Annotated in this window: 13 protein-coding genes and 2 pseudogenes; 9 read left to right on the plus strand and 6 right to left on the minus strand. The window is 62.2% G+C overall.

Going from position 1 to position 17,797, the window contains the following annotated elements; genetic code table 11:
- Nucleotides 1-96: 96 nt before the first annotated feature.
- From ACW5CM_RS15035 to tuf, 5 genes are all read left to right on the plus strand, one after another.
- The gene (locus ACW5CM_RS15035; protein WP_438255691.1) at nt 97-690 is read left to right on the plus strand and encodes a hypothetical protein; all 594 of its coding nucleotides are present in this window, start codon (nt 97-99) and stop codon (nt 688-690) included.
- A gap of 546 nt (nt 691-1,236) precedes the next feature.
- On the plus strand, nt 1,237-1,605 hold the full coding sequence (rpsL, locus tag ACW5CM_RS15040; protein WP_033106047.1) for a 30S ribosomal protein S12: 369 nt from the start codon (nt 1,237-1,239) through the stop codon (nt 1,603-1,605).
- Between the two features lie 5 nt (nt 1,606-1,610).
- On the plus strand, nt 1,611-2,081 hold the full coding sequence (rpsG, locus tag ACW5CM_RS15045; RefSeq protein ID WP_438255690.1) for a 30S ribosomal protein S7: 471 nt from the start codon (nt 1,611-1,613) through the stop codon (nt 2,079-2,081).
- A 97-nt stretch (nt 2,082-2,178) separates the two neighbouring features.
- On the plus strand, nt 2,179-4,293 hold the full coding sequence (gene fusA, locus ACW5CM_RS15050) for an elongation factor G (protein ID WP_457125494.1): 2,115 nt from the start codon (nt 2,179-2,181) through the stop codon (nt 4,291-4,293).
- A 174-nt stretch (nt 4,294-4,467) separates the two neighbouring features.
- Nucleotides 4,468-5,661 carry an elongation factor Tu gene (tuf, locus tag ACW5CM_RS15055; RefSeq protein ID WP_438255688.1) on the plus strand — a complete coding sequence of 398 codons (1,194 nt, stop codon included), beginning with the start codon at nt 4,468-4,470 and terminating at the stop codon, nt 5,659-5,661.
- A 181-nt stretch (nt 5,662-5,842) separates the two neighbouring features.
- Here the strand turns inward: tuf and ACW5CM_RS15060 are convergent, their stop codons facing one another.
- The gene (locus tag ACW5CM_RS15060; RefSeq protein ID WP_457125495.1) at nt 5,843-6,640 is read right to left on the minus strand and encodes a thermonuclease family protein; all 798 of its coding nucleotides are present in this window, start codon (nt 6,638-6,640) and stop codon (nt 5,843-5,845) included.
- A gap of 166 nt (nt 6,641-6,806) precedes the next feature.
- On the opposite strand from ACW5CM_RS15060, the gene ACW5CM_RS15065 reads away from it, so the two are divergent.
- The 4 genes from ACW5CM_RS15065 to ACW5CM_RS15080 all read left to right on the plus strand — a co-directional run bounded on the left by ACW5CM_RS15065 (nt 6,807) and on the right by ACW5CM_RS15080 (nt 11,254).
- On the plus strand, nt 6,807-7,442 hold the full coding sequence (locus tag ACW5CM_RS15065; protein ID WP_457125496.1) for a VanZ family protein: 636 nt from the start codon (nt 6,807-6,809) through the stop codon (nt 7,440-7,442).
- Between the two features lie 126 nt (nt 7,443-7,568).
- Nucleotides 7,569-8,612, plus strand: a complete 1,044-nt coding sequence (locus ACW5CM_RS15070) for a hypothetical protein (RefSeq protein WP_457125497.1) — start codon at nt 7,569-7,571, stop codon at nt 8,610-8,612.
- Nucleotides 8,613-8,789: 177 nt separating this feature from the next.
- Complete coding sequence (locus ACW5CM_RS15075; RefSeq protein WP_457125498.1) at nt 8,790-10,100, plus strand: UDP-glucose dehydrogenase family protein; 1,311 nt, start codon at nt 8,790-8,792, stop codon at nt 10,098-10,100.
- A 101-nt stretch (nt 10,101-10,201) separates the two neighbouring features.
- Nucleotides 10,202-11,254: a hypothetical protein gene (locus ACW5CM_RS15080; protein WP_457125499.1), complete on the plus strand. Its 1,053-nt coding sequence runs from the start codon at nt 10,202-10,204 to the stop codon at nt 11,252-11,254.
- A 595-nt stretch (nt 11,255-11,849) separates the two neighbouring features.
- On the opposite strand, the pseudogene ACW5CM_RS15085 reads toward ACW5CM_RS15080, so the two are convergent.
- The 5 genes and pseudogenes from ACW5CM_RS15085 to ACW5CM_RS15105 form a co-directional block, all read right to left on the minus strand.
- Nucleotides 11,850-13,160: pseudogene (locus ACW5CM_RS15085) on the minus strand (ISL3 family transposase).
- Between the two features lie 151 nt (nt 13,161-13,311).
- Nucleotides 13,312-13,503 (minus strand): hypothetical protein, encoded by a 192-nt coding sequence (locus ACW5CM_RS15090; protein WP_457125500.1) that lies wholly within the window; start codon nt 13,501-13,503, stop codon nt 13,312-13,314.
- Between the two features lie 104 nt (nt 13,504-13,607).
- Nucleotides 13,608-14,675 carry an IS110 family RNA-guided transposase gene (locus ACW5CM_RS15095; protein WP_457125501.1) on the minus strand — a complete coding sequence of 356 codons (1,068 nt, stop codon included), beginning with the start codon at nt 14,673-14,675 and terminating at the stop codon, nt 13,608-13,610.
- Nucleotides 14,676-15,161: 486 nt separating this feature from the next.
- Nucleotides 15,162-17,354: an acyltransferase family protein gene (locus ACW5CM_RS15100; protein ID WP_457125502.1), complete on the minus strand. Its 2,193-nt coding sequence runs from the start codon at nt 17,352-17,354 to the stop codon at nt 15,162-15,164.
- Between the two features lie 84 nt (nt 17,355-17,438).
- Nucleotides 17,439-17,608: pseudogene (locus tag ACW5CM_RS15105) on the minus strand (transposase); the annotation flags it as partial.
- Between the last annotated feature and the right edge of the window lie 189 nt (nt 17,609-17,797).

The following is a 17,797-nucleotide window of genomic DNA, read 5'->3' on the forward strand; positions in this document are numbered from 1 at the left end:
ACCATTGACTCGCACTGTTGGTGCAGGCGCAGATAGGAATCTTGGGGCTGTGGATGGATGTGATGCCGCTTTCGCGATCGGCGCTAACGTGAACGGATGCCGCCGCTGGAACCCTTCCGTGCGTTCATCGACGAATCCTCGGCTGCGCGCGGGGACGAACTTCAGGAGTACATGATCGCGGCCGTGCTCATTCCGGCTGACCGATGTGATGCCGTGCGTGAGGCTCTTCGTCCACTCCTGCTTCCTGGGCAGATCAAGCTGCACTGGACAGATGAAAGCGAGTCGCGCAGGCGAGTGATCATCCAACGGCTGTGTGAGCTCGAGACGGTGAACGTTGTGGTCACTCATGTCAGCAGACGCCAGCGGAAGACCGAACGGTTTCGGCGCAAATGTCTTGAGGATCTCTACTACGAGATGGTTGGCATGAAAATCTATGACCTGACTTTGGAGAGCCGCGGGCGACATCAAGACAGCAGTGATCGAGGCCACATCGTGGCCCTGCAAGGTCAAGGGCTGGAGCAGCGGGTGCGCATCAAACATCTTCGCGGGGGCGACGAGCCATTGCTATGGATCGCGGATGCGATTCTCGGTGCGATCAATTCCACGCATCTGGGGATTGAGGAGCATTTGGAGGCGCTGTCTTCGACGTTCCTCATCCATAAGTCGACTGGGGAATCGCTTTTGTCCTGAAGCAAGCGAAAGGCCCTAGATCCAGTCGTCCGGCTGGGTTTCTAAGGCCTTCTTCCCGACCCGTCGTAACGGGAGGCGCTACCAATATAGCTTGTCGACCCTGACTCGGCAATGGCTCAGAGCCTGCGGGGCCGGGGAAACTTCTCACGGCCACCGCGGCGCCAGCCGCGAGTCGGCCCACCGCCGCCCGGACCCCTCCCGCCGACCCCACCCGCCGCGAGAAACGCCGAACTGCATGAGAAAGGTGTTCCTACGACGTTTCTCATGCGGCAAGCCATGTCTCGTCGCCCCCAGCCCCACCACCAGCCCCGCCCCCGCGGGCCGTAGCACATCTCCCCTCCCGCCATTTGACCGCATCCGTTACGCGGCATTACACTTGATCAGGTGTGTGCACGTCTCGGCGTGCCTGCACACGGGCTCCGGTCCATACCGGTCAGCCCCCACGGCATACCCACCACACCAAAAGCTCAGGCGGTTCCGCCTGCGCCGGTGGGTTTGATGTGAAACCCATCACGCTGTCACCGTGCAGCACTATGAGGAGAGAACGTGCCAACTATTCAGCAGTTGGTTCGCAAGGGACGCTCGCCCAAGGTCACTAAGACCAAGGCGCCAGCGCTCAAGTCGAACCCGCAGCAGGCCGGGGTATGCACCCGCGTCTACACCACCACCCCGAAGAAGCCGAACTCGGCGATGCGCAAGGTCGCTCGTGTGAAGCTTCGTAACGGCGCAGAGGTCACCGCTTACATTCCCGGTGAGGGCCACAACCTGCAGGAGCACTCGCTCGTGCTCGTCCGCGGCGGTCGTGTTAAGGACCTCCCCGGTGTGCGTTACAAGATCGTCCGTGGCGCCCTGGACACCCAGGCTGTCAAGAACCGTAAGCAGGCTCGTTCCCGCTACGGTGCGAAGAAGGGTTGAGTTAGATGCCTCGTAAGGGTCCCGCCCCGAAGCGCCCCGTCGTCAACGACCCCGTATACGGCGCACCGATCGTCACCTCGCTCGTCAACAAGATTCTCGTTGACGGCAAGAAGTCGCTCGCTGAGTCCATCGTCTACGGCGCCCTCCGCGGCGTCGAGGCGAAGAACAACGAGGACGCTGTCGCCACCCTGAAGAAGGCGCTCGACAACGTGCGCCCGACTCTTGAGGTTCGCAGCCGCCGCGTTGGTGGCTCGACCTACCAGGTGCCGGTTGAGGTCAAGCCTCACCGTGCCAACACCCTCGCGCTGCGCTGGCTCGTCAGCTACGCCAAGGGTCGCCGTGAGAAGACGATGACTGAGCGTCTCCAGAACGAGATTCTGGATGCCTCGAACGGCCTGGGCGCTGCAGTCAAGCGTCGTGAGGACACTCACAAGATGGCCGAGTCGAACCGCGCGTTCGCTCACTACCGCTGGTAATCCTTCAACAGGCTCAGGGACCGGGCTTGCCCTACCTGAGCCTGTTGAAGCCCCCAAACTTTCGCAGTTGCACTGCTAGATAGAAAAGGACACTCCTGTGGCACAAGACGTGCTCACCGACCTGAGCAAGGTCCGCAACATCGGCATCATGGCGCACATCGATGCTGGCAAGACCACGACGACCGAGCGCATCCTGTTCTACACGGGCGTCAACCACAAGCTGGGCGAGACGCACGATGGTGGCGCGACGACTGACTGGATGGAGCAGGAGAAGGAGCGCGGCATCACGATCACGTCTGCCGCCGTGACCTGCTTCTGGAACAACAACCAGATCAACATCATCGACACCCCCGGCCACGTCGACTTCACCGTTGAGGTGGAGCGTTCGCTGCGCGTGCTCGATGGCGCTGTTGCCGTGTTCGACGGCAAGGAGGGCGTTGAGCCCCAGTCCGAGACCGTGTGGCGTCAGGCTGACAAGTACAACGTTCCGCGTATCTGCTTCGTCAACAAGATGGACAAGCTCGGCGCTGACTTCTATTACACGGTCGACACGATCGTCAACCGCCTCGGCGCAAAGCCCCTCGTCATCCAGCTCCCGATCGGTGCAGAGAGCGACTTCCTCGGGGTCGTTGACCTCGTGGAGATGCGTGCACTCGTCTGGGAGGGTGACTCCAAGGGTGACGTGACCATGGGTGCTTCTTACGAAGTGCAGGAGATCCCGGAGGACCTCAAGGAGAAGGCTGCGGAGTACCGTCAGCGCCTCCTCGAGACCGTCGCCGAGACCGACGACGCGCTTCTGGAGAAGTTCTTCGGTGGCGAAGACCTCACGGTCGCCGAGATCAAGGGCGCCATCCGCAAGATGGTCGTCAACAGCGAGATCTACCCGGTGCTGTGTGGTTCGGCGTTTAAGAACCGTGGCGTTCAGCCGATGCTGGATGCTGTCATCGACTACCTGCCGAACCCCCTCGACGTCGGTGCCATTGAGGCACACGACCCGAAGGACTACGACACGATCGTCAAGCGCAACCCGAGCTCCGAGGACCCGTTCGCGGCCCTGGCGTTCAAGGTTGCTGTGCACCCGTTCTTCGGTCGCCTCACCTACATTCGCGTGTACTCGGGCCACCTGGACTCCGGCTCGCAGGTCACCAACTCGACCAAGGGCAAGAAGGAGCGCATCGGGAAGATCTTCCAGATGCACGCCAACAAGGAGAACCCGGTTCCCTCGGTCACCGCAGGTAACATCTACGCGGTCATCGGTCTGAAGGACACCACCACTGGTGACACCCTGACTGACATCGCCGCTCCGGTCGTCCTCGAGTCGATGACGTTCCCGGATCCGGTTATCGAGGTTGCTATCGAGCCGAAGACGAAGGCCGACCAGGAGAAGCTGGGTGTTGCCATCCAGAAGCTCGCTGAAGAGGACCCGACCTTCCGCACCGAGCTCAACCCCGAGACTGGTCAGACGACCATCAAGGGCATGGGCGAGCTGCACCTCGACATCCTCGTTGACCGCATGAAGCGCGAGTTCAACGTTGAGGCCAACGTCGGCAAGCCGCAGGTGGCTTACCGCGAGACGATCAAGAAGGTCGTCGAGAAGCACGACTACACGCACAAGAAGCAGACCGGTGGTTCGGGTCAGTTCGCGAAGATCCAGTTCAACATCGAGCCGCTTGCGCTGGATGCTGACAAGACCTACGAGTTCGTGAACTCGGTCACGGGTGGTCGCATCCCGCGTGAGTACATCGGTTCGATCGATGCTGGTTTCCAGGATGCGATGAACGTCGGCGTGCTCGCCGGCTTCCCGATCGTGGGCGTCAAGGCGACCATCGTCGATGGTGCTGCACACGATGTTGACTCGTCTGAAATGGCGTTCAAGATCGCTGGCTCGATCGGTATGAAGGAAGCTCTGCGCCGTGCCAACCCGGTTCTGCTTGAGCCGCTGATGGCCGTTGAGGTTCGTACGCCCGAGGAGTACATGGGCGACGTCATCGGCGACCTGAACTCGCGTCGTGGCCAGATCCAGTCGATGGAAGATTCCACCGGCATCAAGATCGTTCGCGCACAGGTTCCGCTGTCCGAGATGTTCGGATACATCGGCGACCTGCGCTCGAAGACTTCGGGTCGCGCTGTTTACTCGATGGAGTTCGACTCCTATGCTGAGGTCCCCAGGGCCGTAGCGGATGAGATCATCCAGAAGATCAAGGGCGAGTAACCCTTTCGTTCGGATGCTGCGCCCTGAGCCTGTCAAATGGCAAGGGGCGCAGCATCCGGACAACACACAACTTCACACGCAATCTCTCTACTAAACTGAGAATTAAACCCCGTAGCGAACCGGTTACAAACCAGTGCCCGGCAATCACTACACGAACGTCCTGAGGAGGACCCAGTGGCCAAGGCCAAGTTCGAGCGGACCAAGCCGCACGTCAACATCGGAACCATCGGTCACGTTGACCACGGCAAGACGACGCTGTCCGCAGCCATCTCCAAGGTGCTCGCTGACAAGTACCCGTCGGCCACCAACGTGCAGCGTGACTTCGCTACCATCGACTCGGCGCCGGAAGAGCGCCAGCGTGGTATCACGATCAACATCTCGCACATCGAGTACGAGACCCCCAAGCGCCACTACGCGCACGTTGACGCTCCCGGCCACGCCGACTACGTCAAGAACATGATCACCGGTGCCGCTCAGATGGATGGCGCAATCCTCGTGGTTGCCGCTACCGACGGCCCGATGGCTCAGACCCGTGAGCACGTTCTGCTCGCCAAGCAGGTCGGCGTGCCGTACCTGATGGTCGCGCTGAACAAGAGCGACATGGTTGACGACGAAGAGATCCTTGAGCTCGTCGAGCTCGAGGTTCGTGAGCTGCTGTCGAGCCAGGGCTTCGACGGCGACAACGCTCCTGTCGTTCAGGTCTCGGCGCTGAAGGCGCTCGAGGGCGAAGAGAAGTGGGTCAACTCGATCCTCGAGCTCATGCAGGGTGTGGACGACAACGTTCCGGACCCCGAGCGTGACCGCGACAAGCCGTTCCTGATGCCCGTTGAGGACGTCTTCACGATCACCGGTCGTGGAACCGTTGTCACCGGCCGCGCCGAGCGTGGAACCCTCAAGATCAACTCCGAGGTCGAGATCGTCGGCATCCGCGCGACGCAGAAGACCACGGTCACTGGTATCGAGATGTTCCACAAGCAGCTCGACGAGGCATGGGCCGGCGAGAACTGTGGTCTGCTGCTTCGTGGTCTGAAGCGTGAAGACGTTGAGCGTGGCCAGGTCATCGTTCAGCCGGGTTCGGTTACCCCTCACACCAACTTTGAGGGCACCGCGTACATCCTTTCCAAGGAAGAGGGCGGCCGTCACAACCCGTTCTACACGAACTACCGCCCGCAGTTCTACTTCCGCACCACCGACGTCACCGGCGTCATCTCGCTGCCTGAGGGCACCGAGATGGTCATGCCTGGTGACACCACTGACATGACGGTCGAGCTGATCCAGCCGATCGCTATGGAAGAGGGCCTCGGCTTCGCCATCCGTGAGGGTGGACGCACCGTCGGCGCCGGTACGGTCACGAAGATCAACAGCTAAGTTTCTTTAGTTGTCAAAGGGGTCGAGCCTTCGGGCTCGGCCCCTTTGTCGTTCCTGGATGCCGGATGCTGCGCCCTGAGCCTGTCGAAGGGTGCCGGATGCTGGACGCTACGCCCTGAACCTGCGTGCGCGTTGCTCGGCATGGCGTGCCATGACGCGCAGCATCCGTGTGCCTACGGCATCACTCGCAGGCGAGTCCGTCGCCGTCGCCGTCACCGTTGTTGCCGGTGCCGTACGCGAACCACTCGTAGGCTTCTGCCTGGGCGGGATCGTCACGGTTGAATGGCCCGACGGGAAATCCTGCGGTGTTCTTCTTGAGCTTGGTGCAGGATGAAAATTGCTCCCACCAGCGATCACCCGCAGTGGGGGCCACAGGCTGTGGAGCACCACTCTGGCAGGAGGTGGTGATGACGGTACCGGCTGCATCCATCGAGGCAAGCTGGGCGGAACGGTATGCCTCCTCATTGGGGTGGGCGGGATAGCCGTCCCAAGAGTCGTATCTGGCCAGCGCGTAGCCGGACTCCAGCTGCATCATGCCGAGGTCGATACCAGCGTTCGTGGTGACGTAGCGGAGGAGCCTTCCATGTCGGTCGGTGTCGTTCTGGCCTGGTGGCAAAGCCAAGGTAAGACTGTCACCTGACGAGAGCTGGTACCCGATCTGCATCGCGGCTTCGTCGTAGCCGCACTGCCCGCGCTCAGGGGTGTCGATCCCGATGATCCGGACGGTTCCCGCGCTGGTTTCGATGGTGTCGCCATCGATGACCGACACAAAGGTGGTCGCAGCTGCTGGAGGGAGTTGCGGTGAATCCGCCGGCTCAATCGCCGGAGACTGCGGCGCACCTTCGGCCACGGCGGGTTCGGGTGCGCAACCGGCGAGCCCGACGATGAGCAACACCGAAATGGTTGCGGTGCGCAACGTGCCTGCGACTGTCATTCGTTCGTTCTCTTCCATTGTCAGTGGCACGTCATTCGTCGCCATAGCTATTGGATCATGTATTTCGCACAGCTCAGTGCGCAGGAGATTGCCGCACTAAGCGGTTCCCCATCTGCGCTGGATACGATGGCCCTCGCCCTTCGTCACACCGCTCCCTGAGCCACACCACCGATCCCTGAGCCTGTCGAAGGGCGCGACACTGAGGAGCACCATGAGCGAAATCTACGTCGGCCCACCGCCGCCGCGAAGCTACGCCCGCATGTGGGTGTCGACGCTCCTGCTGGCGATCTACTCTGCGTTCGTGCTGCTGGTCACGATGTGGCCGAACCCGCAGCAGTTGGAGTTCGGAAGCATCTCGTCGCGTCTGCTCCAGGTACTGCACAACTTCGGTGTTCCGGAGTGGTTCGGGTACGACAAGCTCGAGTTCACGGCGAACATCGGCATGTTCGTGCCGCTGGGGTTCCTGCTGGGCTTGGCGCTTGCGCGTAAGGCGTGGTGGCTGGCGATCTTTTTACTGCCGGCGTTCTCGGGTGCCATTGAGTTCACGCAGGGGATGGCTTTGGACGAGCGTGTCTCGACGTTGCAGGACGTCGCCGCGAACACGATCGGCGGATACATCGGTCTGATGCTGGCGATGATCATGCGAGCAATGATCTACGCCCGCGACCGCACCAAGATCGAGCGCGAGCTGTGGGAGCGCCGCGCCGCGGCAGCAGCTATTCAGCGCCAGCGTGCTGAGCAGTACCAGCAGTCGTATGCGCCGGCCGAGCCCGACCCGGTGACCCGCGTTCTGGATGCTGATTTCTGGGCAACCGACGAAGCGCCGACGGTGCGGCTGCCCTTGTGATGGCGCCAACCAGATCGTGATGTGCAAAACGGCGGGATGGCCAGAGAGTTCGGTAAGCTTCGCTTAAGCCTCAATGTCGAGGTGCCGCACCAACTATCGGTGTTTGTTGAATGAAAGAGCCGCAACATGACTCGACGTCTTATGACCAGCAGTCCGCACAGCACGCTTCGCGCGCGCGCCGCGTCACTGGTGGGCGTCGTTTCGATAGCGTTCGGTGGTCTGATGCTGGCTACACCGGCGCACGCAGCGGTCGTAGACGGCGCGGATGGCACATTCACTGCGACCTGCGATTCCGATGGCTTCCGGGTTGAACTGAACGGCACGATCACTCTTGACGAGGGCGAGATCGCGACGTCGTACCTTCGAATTGCTGGCGATGCTCAGGTTGCTCTGGAGACGTTCACCGGAGTCGAAGAGGCAGACGTGTTCAACGTGGTTGCATCGACGCCTGTGCTCGAGGCGTCCGTTGAGCAGCTGGTGGAGTGGATCGTCGATGACGCTGTCATCGCGCAGGACACCTTCACTCGTGTCGACGCGTGCGCGACGCCTACACCGGAGCCCACGGATACCCCGACTCCAACGCCGACGCCGTCTGAGAGCCCGGAACCCACGCCGACGCCCACTCCCGAGCCCACGGACTCTCCGGAGCCGACGCCCACGGACTCGCCGACTCCTGAGCCGACGACGGCGCCCGCACCGACGGACGAGCCGGCTCCGCCGGTTGACCCGCAGCCGGTGCCCGAAGAGACCCCGGTCCCTGCTCCTGCGCCCGCTCCGGCCCCGCCGACGGCGAGCCTGTCGAGTGCTTCGGTGCCGGCCGGTGGTGACGTGACGGTTACGGCGAACGGTTTCGCTCCGGGGGAGCAGTTGCAACTGTGGCTTCACTCCGACCCGTGGAAGATGACGGATGCCACGGCAGATGCCAGTGGCGCACATTCCTTGTCCGTGCGAATCGCCGGTGGCACCGAGATCGGCAAGCACCAGATCGAGGTTCGTGGGGCGACTAGCGGTTCGGTGTTCGTCAATGTCCGTGTGACTGATGACCTGGCCATCACCGGTATTGACTCGGCGTTCGCATCAGGTGTCGCGACTACCGGTCTTGTGCTGGTAATCGGGGGCCTCACGGTGGTGCTGCTGGCGCGTCGGGCTCGCGTTCAGTCTGAGGCGTAAGACGCTGGTCGTCCCAGCCCGCGAGACGGGCGGACGATAGCCGGGCGTTCATGACAAGTTTGACCGCTCGACAGTGGGCGGCCTTCCGTCCGTTGTGTTGCCTGGCGACGCTCGGTGCATGCGCGTTGAACGTCTCGGGCGAAGCGGGGAGCACCACACACCTGTCGTGGGGTCGGCGTGAAGCTCTCGGTGATCGGATGCGGCTATTTGGGAGCTGTGCACGCGGTTGCCATGGCTTCGATCGGGCACGAGGTGGTCGGCATTGATGTCGACGATCGAAAAGTGCAGTCACTCGCACAAGGAATCGCCCCGTTCTTCGAACCGCAATTGCAGGAGTTGCTCACGGCCGGACTTGCGTCGGGACTCCTTCGCTTCTCTTCCGATGTTGCGGAGGCGCGGGGGAGCGCGGTTCACTTTGTCTGCGTGGGGACACCGCAGCAGTCGGGTGGCGATGGTGCAGACCTGACGTTCCTGCACGCTGCCTTCGACGCGTTGCTGCCGCACGTGTTCGGCGGGGATGTCATAGCTGGCAAATCCACAGTCCCGGTCGGAACCGCGAGTCAACTGGCCCCGCAGGTCGAACAGACCGGCTCCGTGCTTGCATGGAATCCAGAGTTTCTGCGTGAAGGATGGGCTGTCCAAGACGCGGTGGATCCCGATCGACTGGTTGCCGGGGTTCCCGACAGTGCTGCAGGTATGCACGCGGCGGCGCAGCTTCGTGCGACCTACTACCCATCCGTCGAGAAGGGGACACCGTTCATCGTCACTGATTACGCCACCGCCGAGCTCGTGAAGGTATCGGCGAATGCGTTCCTCGCGACGAAGATCTCATTCATCAACGCGATGGCAGAGATCGCTGAGGTGACTGGTGCAGACGTCACGACGCTCGCCGACGCGATCGGCCACGACGTGAGAATCGGGCGCCGCTTTCTCGGAGCCGGCATCGGGTTCGGTGGCGGCTGTCTCCCGAAGGACATCCGGGCTTTCGCCGCGAGGGCCGAGGAGCTGGGCAGGGGAGAATCGGTGGCATTCTTGCGTGAGGTGGATGCCATTAATCTTCGTCGTCGGGCGCGCGCCGTGGATCTGGTTGTAGATGCACTCGATGGTGCAGCTCTCGGCAAGCGAGTGGCAGTCTTGGGAGCCGCATTCAAACCGTACTCGGATGATGTTCGGGACTCACCGGCTCTTGAGGTGGCAGTGCGGCTAAAGGGGCTCGGAGCAGACGTGGTTGTAACGGATCCGGCAGCGCTCGATAACGCACGGCGGATGCACCCCCAACTCACGTACGAAGCTGATCGTGACGCAACGTTGGCTGGCGCGGATGCTGTTGTGCTGGTCACCGAGTGGGACGAATACCGTCGTGAGCTCGATCCAGTGCATGCCGGCACTCTGGTGTCGAACCGCAAGATCATTGACGGACGTAACTGTTTGGATCCTGCCGTCTGGCGAAATGCCGGCTGGGTGTACAGGGGGATGGGGCGGAGATGATCGGGAACAATCGCCTGATCGGGAAATGGGGGGGCGGAAGCATCAGATTTGATGCCGCAGCAACGTATCGCTAGGGCGCTCATAAATCGAAAGGACCGAACATGACTCGACGTCTTCGCAGTAGCTCACCACGAGGCATCCTGTCACGCCTTGCGTCGTTCGCCGGCGTTTTGACACTATCGTCAGCTGGCCTGCTCGGGGCTGCCCCCGCTCTTGCCGAGGTTGCGCCCCAAACGGATGCTTTGCTTATCGGCCAGCGCGAAGAACCAGACTTTTCGGTCGCTCTCAACGGCACGACTACTCTCGGCGCGCCGGAGACGGTGACAGAGTCCCTGGACGTGGCAAATGAGGCCATGGCAGGCATCAGCACTTTGACCGGGACTGACGGCGGCTCGGCTATCGATGACACAATCGTGACCTTTCTGATCGCGGGCGACGAGACGTTCTTTGTCGAGTGGATTGTCAACGAAACTTCATTAGTGCAGGCTGAGTTCTCTCGCACCGCTGTGTGCGATGAGGCGACGCCGTCCAGGAATCTCGTGTCCACTGGTTTTCCGACGTCGACATCGACACCGTCGGGCGAGCCGACCGAATCGCCCTTTACTAACCCCGCGCCGACGGATTCGCCTGAACCGACGTCGTCCCCGGCCGAGTTGCCGGAGCCATCGGTCACGCCGATGCGCGCTCCGACCGGCGTGTCCGAGCCGTATGACAGACCGGGGCTGTCCGAGGATCCGATCCCATTTGAAACACCTGTGGCTATCCCACTAAGGGTGAGTCTGTCGAGTGCATCGGTCCCCGCGGCGGGCAACATCACAGTCAACGCGAGCGGCTTCGCGCCCGGTGAACAGCTGGAGGTGTGGCTGCACTCTGATCCGTGGAGACTGACCACCGCAACGGCTGACTCTAACGGCGCAGTGTCGATGTCGGTGGGAATCGCGGGTGGCACCGAGAGCGGTGAGCATCAGATCGAGGTGCGCGGCGCTAAGAGCGGGTACGTATTCGTGGATGTGGAGGTGGCTGGCGATCTGGCGATCACCGGTATTGGCAGTGCGTTCGCGTCTGGAGTCGCGACGACAGGTCTCGTCATCGTGCTCGGCAGTGTCGCCGCTGTGCTGCTCGCGCGCAGGGCCCACATCAGGGCCGGGGTCTAGGAAGTTGGGCGGCGGTCTGAAGCGGGCATTGGGAGGCCGATTTGGTTAGAGGGAAGGATCAGGTTCAGCAGTCGGCACCTAAGAGGAGCGGCAGACGCCTTCGACGGTGCTCCTCCATATCCCGTCGCGCGGTAGCGAAGCTCTCGACGCACTGGCCGCCACGATGACTGGCTTCCTTCCGTGGCTGGTCAGGTCGATCCTCCGAGGCCGGGGTGCAGAAATGGCTCGCCAGCTCAGGATCACCAGGATGCTCGGCGCGCTCGTGTTCTTCTGCGATTCGCTCGCCCTGGCAGCGCGGAATGAATTAGAACACCAATGGGCTGCTCCGGGAGTGTTGTCCCAATGGCACCATTCTGAGCGCGCACTCGATCGAGCCCTGCTCGCTCTCCAGGACGAGCTCAATCACAGACCCAAGTAACACGCGCGACGTTCGCTCACCAGCGAAGCTCTTTGCCGCGCTGATCGTCCCCGGAAACCCATTGGCGTCGATGAATTGAATCCGCCGCGCCGCTACTGTCCAGTTCTCGCGCATCGCCGATAATTGCACAGATCTGCCGCTGTAGAATCTGAAATTGTGTCTACGACTCGACGCGGCTCATCGCATTCCAGAGTGTAGGTGGGGTCTGAATCCTCCGGACTCGAGGAGCGATCTGGCGATGTAGTTCGTGAGGTTGCGGAAGCCGAGAGCGGAGCCCCGGAGGTGTTCGAGCCTCCCGTTGATCGCCTCGGTCGGTCCGTTGCTGGTGCCGGGCCGGTCGAAGAACGCGAGGATGTCAGCAGCCCGCTTTTTCAGCGTCCGGCCGAGCTTGCGCAGCTCGACCAGGCTGGCCGGGACGCCGGTGGCGACGGAGTCGATCACCGCCTGCATGGCCTGCTTCCCGAGCTTCTTGTCGGGCTCGCGATAGGCGATGATCATGCGCTGATAGATGCCCCAGGTCGCTTCGACGGCGACGTGAACGTCGACCGCGAACAGTGCTTCGAGCCTCGCGGTCTGCTTGTCGGTGAGGAGCGCGGTGCCGGTGTGCAGGGTTCGCCGGGCCGTGAACAGCGGGTCGCCCTTGCGGCCGCGATGCCCGCAAGTGTCCAGCTGGATGCGCCGCCTGCAGACGTCGAGGGCGTCGCCGGCGAGGCGGACGACATGGAACGGATCCATCACCGCGGTCGCTTTCGGAAGCTCTTCCGCGGCAGCGGTCTTGAACCCGGTGAACCCGTCCATCGCGACGACATCGATCCCGTCCCGCCAGGCCTTCGGCCGCCCAGCGAGCCATTGTTTGAACACAGCCTTCGATCGCCCCTCGATCATGTCCAACAGGCGTGCGGGGCCGGTCTTGTCACGGTTCGGGGTGAGGTCGATGATGACGGTGACGTACTTGTCGCCGTGCCGGGTGTGCCGCCAGACGTGCTCGTCGACACCGATCACGCGGACGCCGTCGAACCGCGCGGCGTCGTCGATCAGACGCCGCTTGCCCTCGGCGAGGACCGCGCTGTTCGCGGTATGCCAGGACGCCCCGAGACCGGCCGCGACGCGGGACACGGTGAGGTGATCGACGACGACGCCGGTCAGTGCCTATCCGAGACCGCCACGGGAGATCTTCGCCCGCGGAGCCGCCGCCTGAGTGGTGTCCTGCCGCCAGGTCCGCCGGCAGTGATCACACCGGTAGCGGCGAACACGGATCAGCAGCTTCGTGGGCCGATGCCCGAACGGCTCATGCGCGAGACGGCGGGGCACCGTGTTCCGCACGACGCCCTCGACGCCGCACTTCCGACACCACGGATCCGGCTCGACGACGCGACACTCGATCACCGCCCGCTCAGCCTCGAGCCGCTGGCCGACGGCTTCGAGGCCGAGCTCGTCAAGGCGGCAGAAGGTGGTGAGGCAGGGCGCGGCGAAGGTAGCGTGGAGCACGTCGAGGTCTTCCGTCGGACGGTCAGTGTAGGAACTTCCATCCTGGAAGACCTCGACACCTCAACCAGCCAACGCCGCGCGACCCCGACCTACACTCTCAACTGCGAAGAGCCGTTAACCGCGGCACCCGCCCCAGCTGTTCGGGTAACTCTCACGATCCGAGAAGCAGATCCTCGGTCTTGCGGGTCGGGATCATCCGCTCAAGAGCGAACCGCGAATACGCGGGAGTGGTGTCGACGCGTAGCAGCTTCGCTGTCCCGTCCTCGAGAGGGATCCGTTGCGGTAGGAACCAGAGATCGCACTGCGCCGCGTCCCCGGCCGACCAGACCACCGACGCCGCCACGGTAGCCTCGGCATGGTCATCCCGAACGAGTTCGAGTAGACCTACGACGCGACTCTGACCTGAGAGCCGGCCCGCATCGTAGCGCCAGAGAACCTAAGATGCTTCTATGTCCTGTCAAGTGCGTTCTCGTGGGTGAGGCGGCGGTAGAGCTGGCGGGCGATGTAGCGCTTGAGCGATCGACGGATCTCTTTCGTCGTCCGACCTTCAGCACGTCGTCGTTCGACGTATGCGCGAGTGGGCGGGTGGTGTGACATGCGGGTGAGCGCGATCGATGACAACGCGCGGTTCAAGCGCCTATCGCCTCCGCGGTTGAGCCGATGCCGGGTGGTGTTTCCGCTGGAAGCGGGGACAGGACTCACCCCAGCGAGAGCCGCGAACGCAGCTTCGGAACGGACCCGCCCGGAGTGCGACCAGGCAGCAATGATCACGGCCGCGTTGATCGCGCCGATGCCCGGCTCGTCGAGCAGCCGCACACCATCACTCGCAGCGACCAGCGCGGTGATCTCGTCGCGATTGGCGGCGAGCTCCTCATTACAGGCGACGATCCGCTTGGCCAGACGGATCGCTTCACGCCGTGCTGTCGCGGTTGCAACGTCTTCTTGTCGGGCGCGCCAGGCCCCGATCAAGACGGTCTGCTTCTTCGAGATCGCCGTGCGCGCGTCGATGCCAAGATCAACGGTCCGCACCAATGCAGTAAGCGCGTTGATCGACCGGGTGCGTTCGATGTTGAGCAAATCGCGAGCACCGATCAGCACGCGCAGCGCGGCGCGCACTCCCGTGTCCTGACGCGGATCACGGAGCCTGTCCGCGTCAACACCGAGGACAGAGCGGGCGATCAGCTCAGCGTCAATCTCGTCGCTCTTGCCCCGACCGCGCCGCTCACGGGCCGGTGCGGGGAACGATTCCACGACGCGGTAACCGGCATCCTCGCAGCAGCGCGCGAGTCTGGCCCCGTAGGAGCCGACACCCTCGATCGCGACGAGCACGTCAGCCAGCCCGCTTGTGCGCCGCCCCATCCAGGCGAGAGCGCGCGAGAGCCCTTTCGGAGTCGTCGGGAACACCTGGGTATCAGTCCTCGCGCCGGTGCGCGCGTCGAGCACGGCAAGCGTGTGTGTTCTGGAATGCGTATCCGCGCCGATGACATACGCGAACGCATTTGCAACGATGGTCATAGTGTCTGTGATCCTTTCCATGGGGTTGACGTCACTGCTGGCGTCGACCCGGGAAAGCCACTTCGAGGCAGGCCTGTAATGGGCCACGACCGCCGCTAACGGTCGGGCAAGCTTCTAATCAAGCCATCGGAGTGGACAGGGTCGGTGCCGGCACCCGCGTGGCCGGACAGATCTCAGGAAAGGCACACTGCCCGAAAGCAGAAGGCCAGACGGTTCACGAGTCACGACCAAACGAAGCACCAGCACCAACCCTGCCAGCCGACCCCAGGCCAGCCACCCCAAGACTTACAGGCGGTTCATGTTGCTCAAAGCCAAGAACACTCACGCTCGCAGGTCTGACTCGAGGGGGATCCGGGTTGCCCTCGCTTCGCCTAATAGCCCGACCACCGCGAACTGCGTTGATACGGCGCACTACTGCGTCGTGACCGTCAATGGAACTCACCGGGTGGGCCACGGACAACTGTCGTGCCTCCCTGGATGAAAGGTTTAGGGCCGGGCGCCTAGCTTTTCGACGCGGGATGCCAACGCCGACCCCATAGCTACCTGGAAATCAGCGACGATGTCAGGGCTCGTGATGTACTGGTAGGAAGGGTGTACGTAATCACGCTTGGTGGGAGTTCCATCGGCGAATGCGGGGCAGAATCCCGCGTCAGTGCAGAACCAGTGCAGTGTGTCGATCTGTTCGGCGCCAGCGATGCTTTCTTCAGCGTCCCGCAATAGGGGCCAGATCGGGTCGATTGTTGAGACGCAGTCTGCGGGGGTACTGATCGCGGTGGCGCAATCGGTGATGCTTTTTCCTCTGGACGGAGGGGTGACGAATATGACCGTGGCTTCCGACTCGACGACCGATTCGAGAAACGCCTCACCTGCCGCAGTCCACTCGTCCGCCAGTTCACGCCCCTGAGCTTCCGACTCGAGTCGGTTCGCCCATCCATAGTTCTCGATAACCAGCACGACAGCCGGTCGGCTCTCGTTGATGTATTCGATTGACAGCGACTGATGCGACTCACAGCCCTCGCGTGATTTTGAGTCGGGATAGGTGACGTCGAGCGGGATCATTGGGCAGGCGGCGCGCGTCAGCCCGCGGACAAAATGATCCTCTTGGTATGCGGCGACCACTGTGGGCAGGAGCGTGCCGCCCAGCGAATCGCCATACACAACTATCTCCGGATTGTCGGGGTCACCGAATGTGCAGCTAGTTGGAATCCCAGAAGCCGTCATCCCACATCCGGGCAGCGTGACCATCCCATCCTTGAGTAACGTGTCCACGGACGGTAACAGCGTTGGCCACTCCGCCGAGTGAATGGCGGCGCGCACGTTCGCTCCGACGTGATCGGCTGCAGTTCGGTCGGCTTCGGGGATCGCCTCATACGCGAGCTCTGACATGTGCTGTGCGGCCACAGCGTTTGCGATCGTCGTGCGCTGCTGTGTCGTCACGTAGAAAGCCGAGCCGATGATGACAACGGCCATGGTCAGCATGGCGACGATGCCCCATATCGTGACCGATCGCCGATCACGCACCCACCATTGATTCCATGCTGATCGTCTAGCGGCCGGGTTAGGGTATGCGTCGAGCCACGGTGACTTGTGGAATGGTCGCTCTATGGTGTGGTAGCTCGCCGCCGCAAGCACGATAGACACCAGCAGGGCGATAACCATGTACTTGCGCTGCTGCTCCGGCATGACTACAGCGAGAAAAACGATCACCGGAAAGTGCCACAAGTAGAGACTGTAGGAAATGTCACCGAAGTATCGGGCCAGCGGATTCACGAGCAGATAGTTGTGGCGCGCGGGCGTGCCGATTGATGCGACGATCACCACCGCGGTCGACAGTACCGGAAGCGCTGCCCACGGGCCAGGGAACGGAAGCGACGAGGAGATGAACAGCACGGAGGCGACCATCCCCGACACACCGACCCATGCGAGGGCCGTTCGGAAACATTTGGGGATGCGCTCAAACACCCCAGCACTGAGGGCGATAGCGCCACCGACGCCAAGTTCCCACACGCGGGTCGCCGACGAGAAGTACGCGACCGTTGCATCGGTCGAGCTCTGTAGCATCGCGATGCCGAACGATATGACCATCACCGCCATTAGCACGCTCAGTGCGGACCTCAATGCACGATCCCGACTGAACTTGAACCTCATCGTGGCGATCATCAGTACCGCGAGCATGAGCCACGGCCAGACGAAATAGAACTGCTCTTCAACCGAGAGCGACCAGAAATGCTGAAGCGGGGAGGGGAGACCGCCAGCTGCGAAATAGTCCGTGCCTGTCACTGCGAAACGCCAGTTCGACACGAAGAAGAACGCGGCCAGCGCGTCCCAGAATGTCGAGACGGCGTTTTCTCGTGTAAACAGAACGAACGAGAGAACGGATGTGACGACCAATACAAGGGTTGCGGCCGGCAAAATGCGCTTGATTCGCCGTCTGTAGAATCCTCGGAATGAAATGGTCCCCGATCTCTTGAACTCGCGTGCAAGGATGCCCGTAATCAAGAAACCCGAGATAACAAAAAATATGTCAACGCCGACGAACCCACCCACTGGACGACCAGTGAGATGTTCTGCCACCACCGCAAGCACGGCAAACGCACGGATCCCCTGTATGTCCGGACGAAAAGTCGAAGAAGCAACTCTTTGCTGTGTCTTTACCTCGAGCGAAACAGCCACCGACATACGTACTCCCCTGATCCATCCATGAGGTTACCCGATGCCGCACGTATGTGCGGAAGCGACCCGGAGTCGAGAATTTCGGTGAGCGCCGTCAACATGCTTGATGCCGTCCAAATCGACGCCGACAGGTATATGCGTGGCCTTGATTCACACGTGCGCACCATCATGGACCTGCTCACGATGATCGCGTCCATGTAGATCGTCGGATAGAACGCTTCCAAAGGCCGCTGCTGCCAGGCCATTACTTCTTCAAGGACGTCTCTTCGGCGATCTCAAACGCGCAGGGGGCAGGTCGTACAAGCAAATGCACACCGCTTTCGCCCGGAGGTGCGTGGACGTCATCTGGCCATGCGCGCCCACACCCACTACGTCGAACGCGATGCAAGCATCCCAATCGACACTTGACTTCAGCCATTGAATCCGACGCGTGAGGACTAGTACCCGAG

The organism is Microbacterium wangyouchuni, from assembly GCF_054072595.1.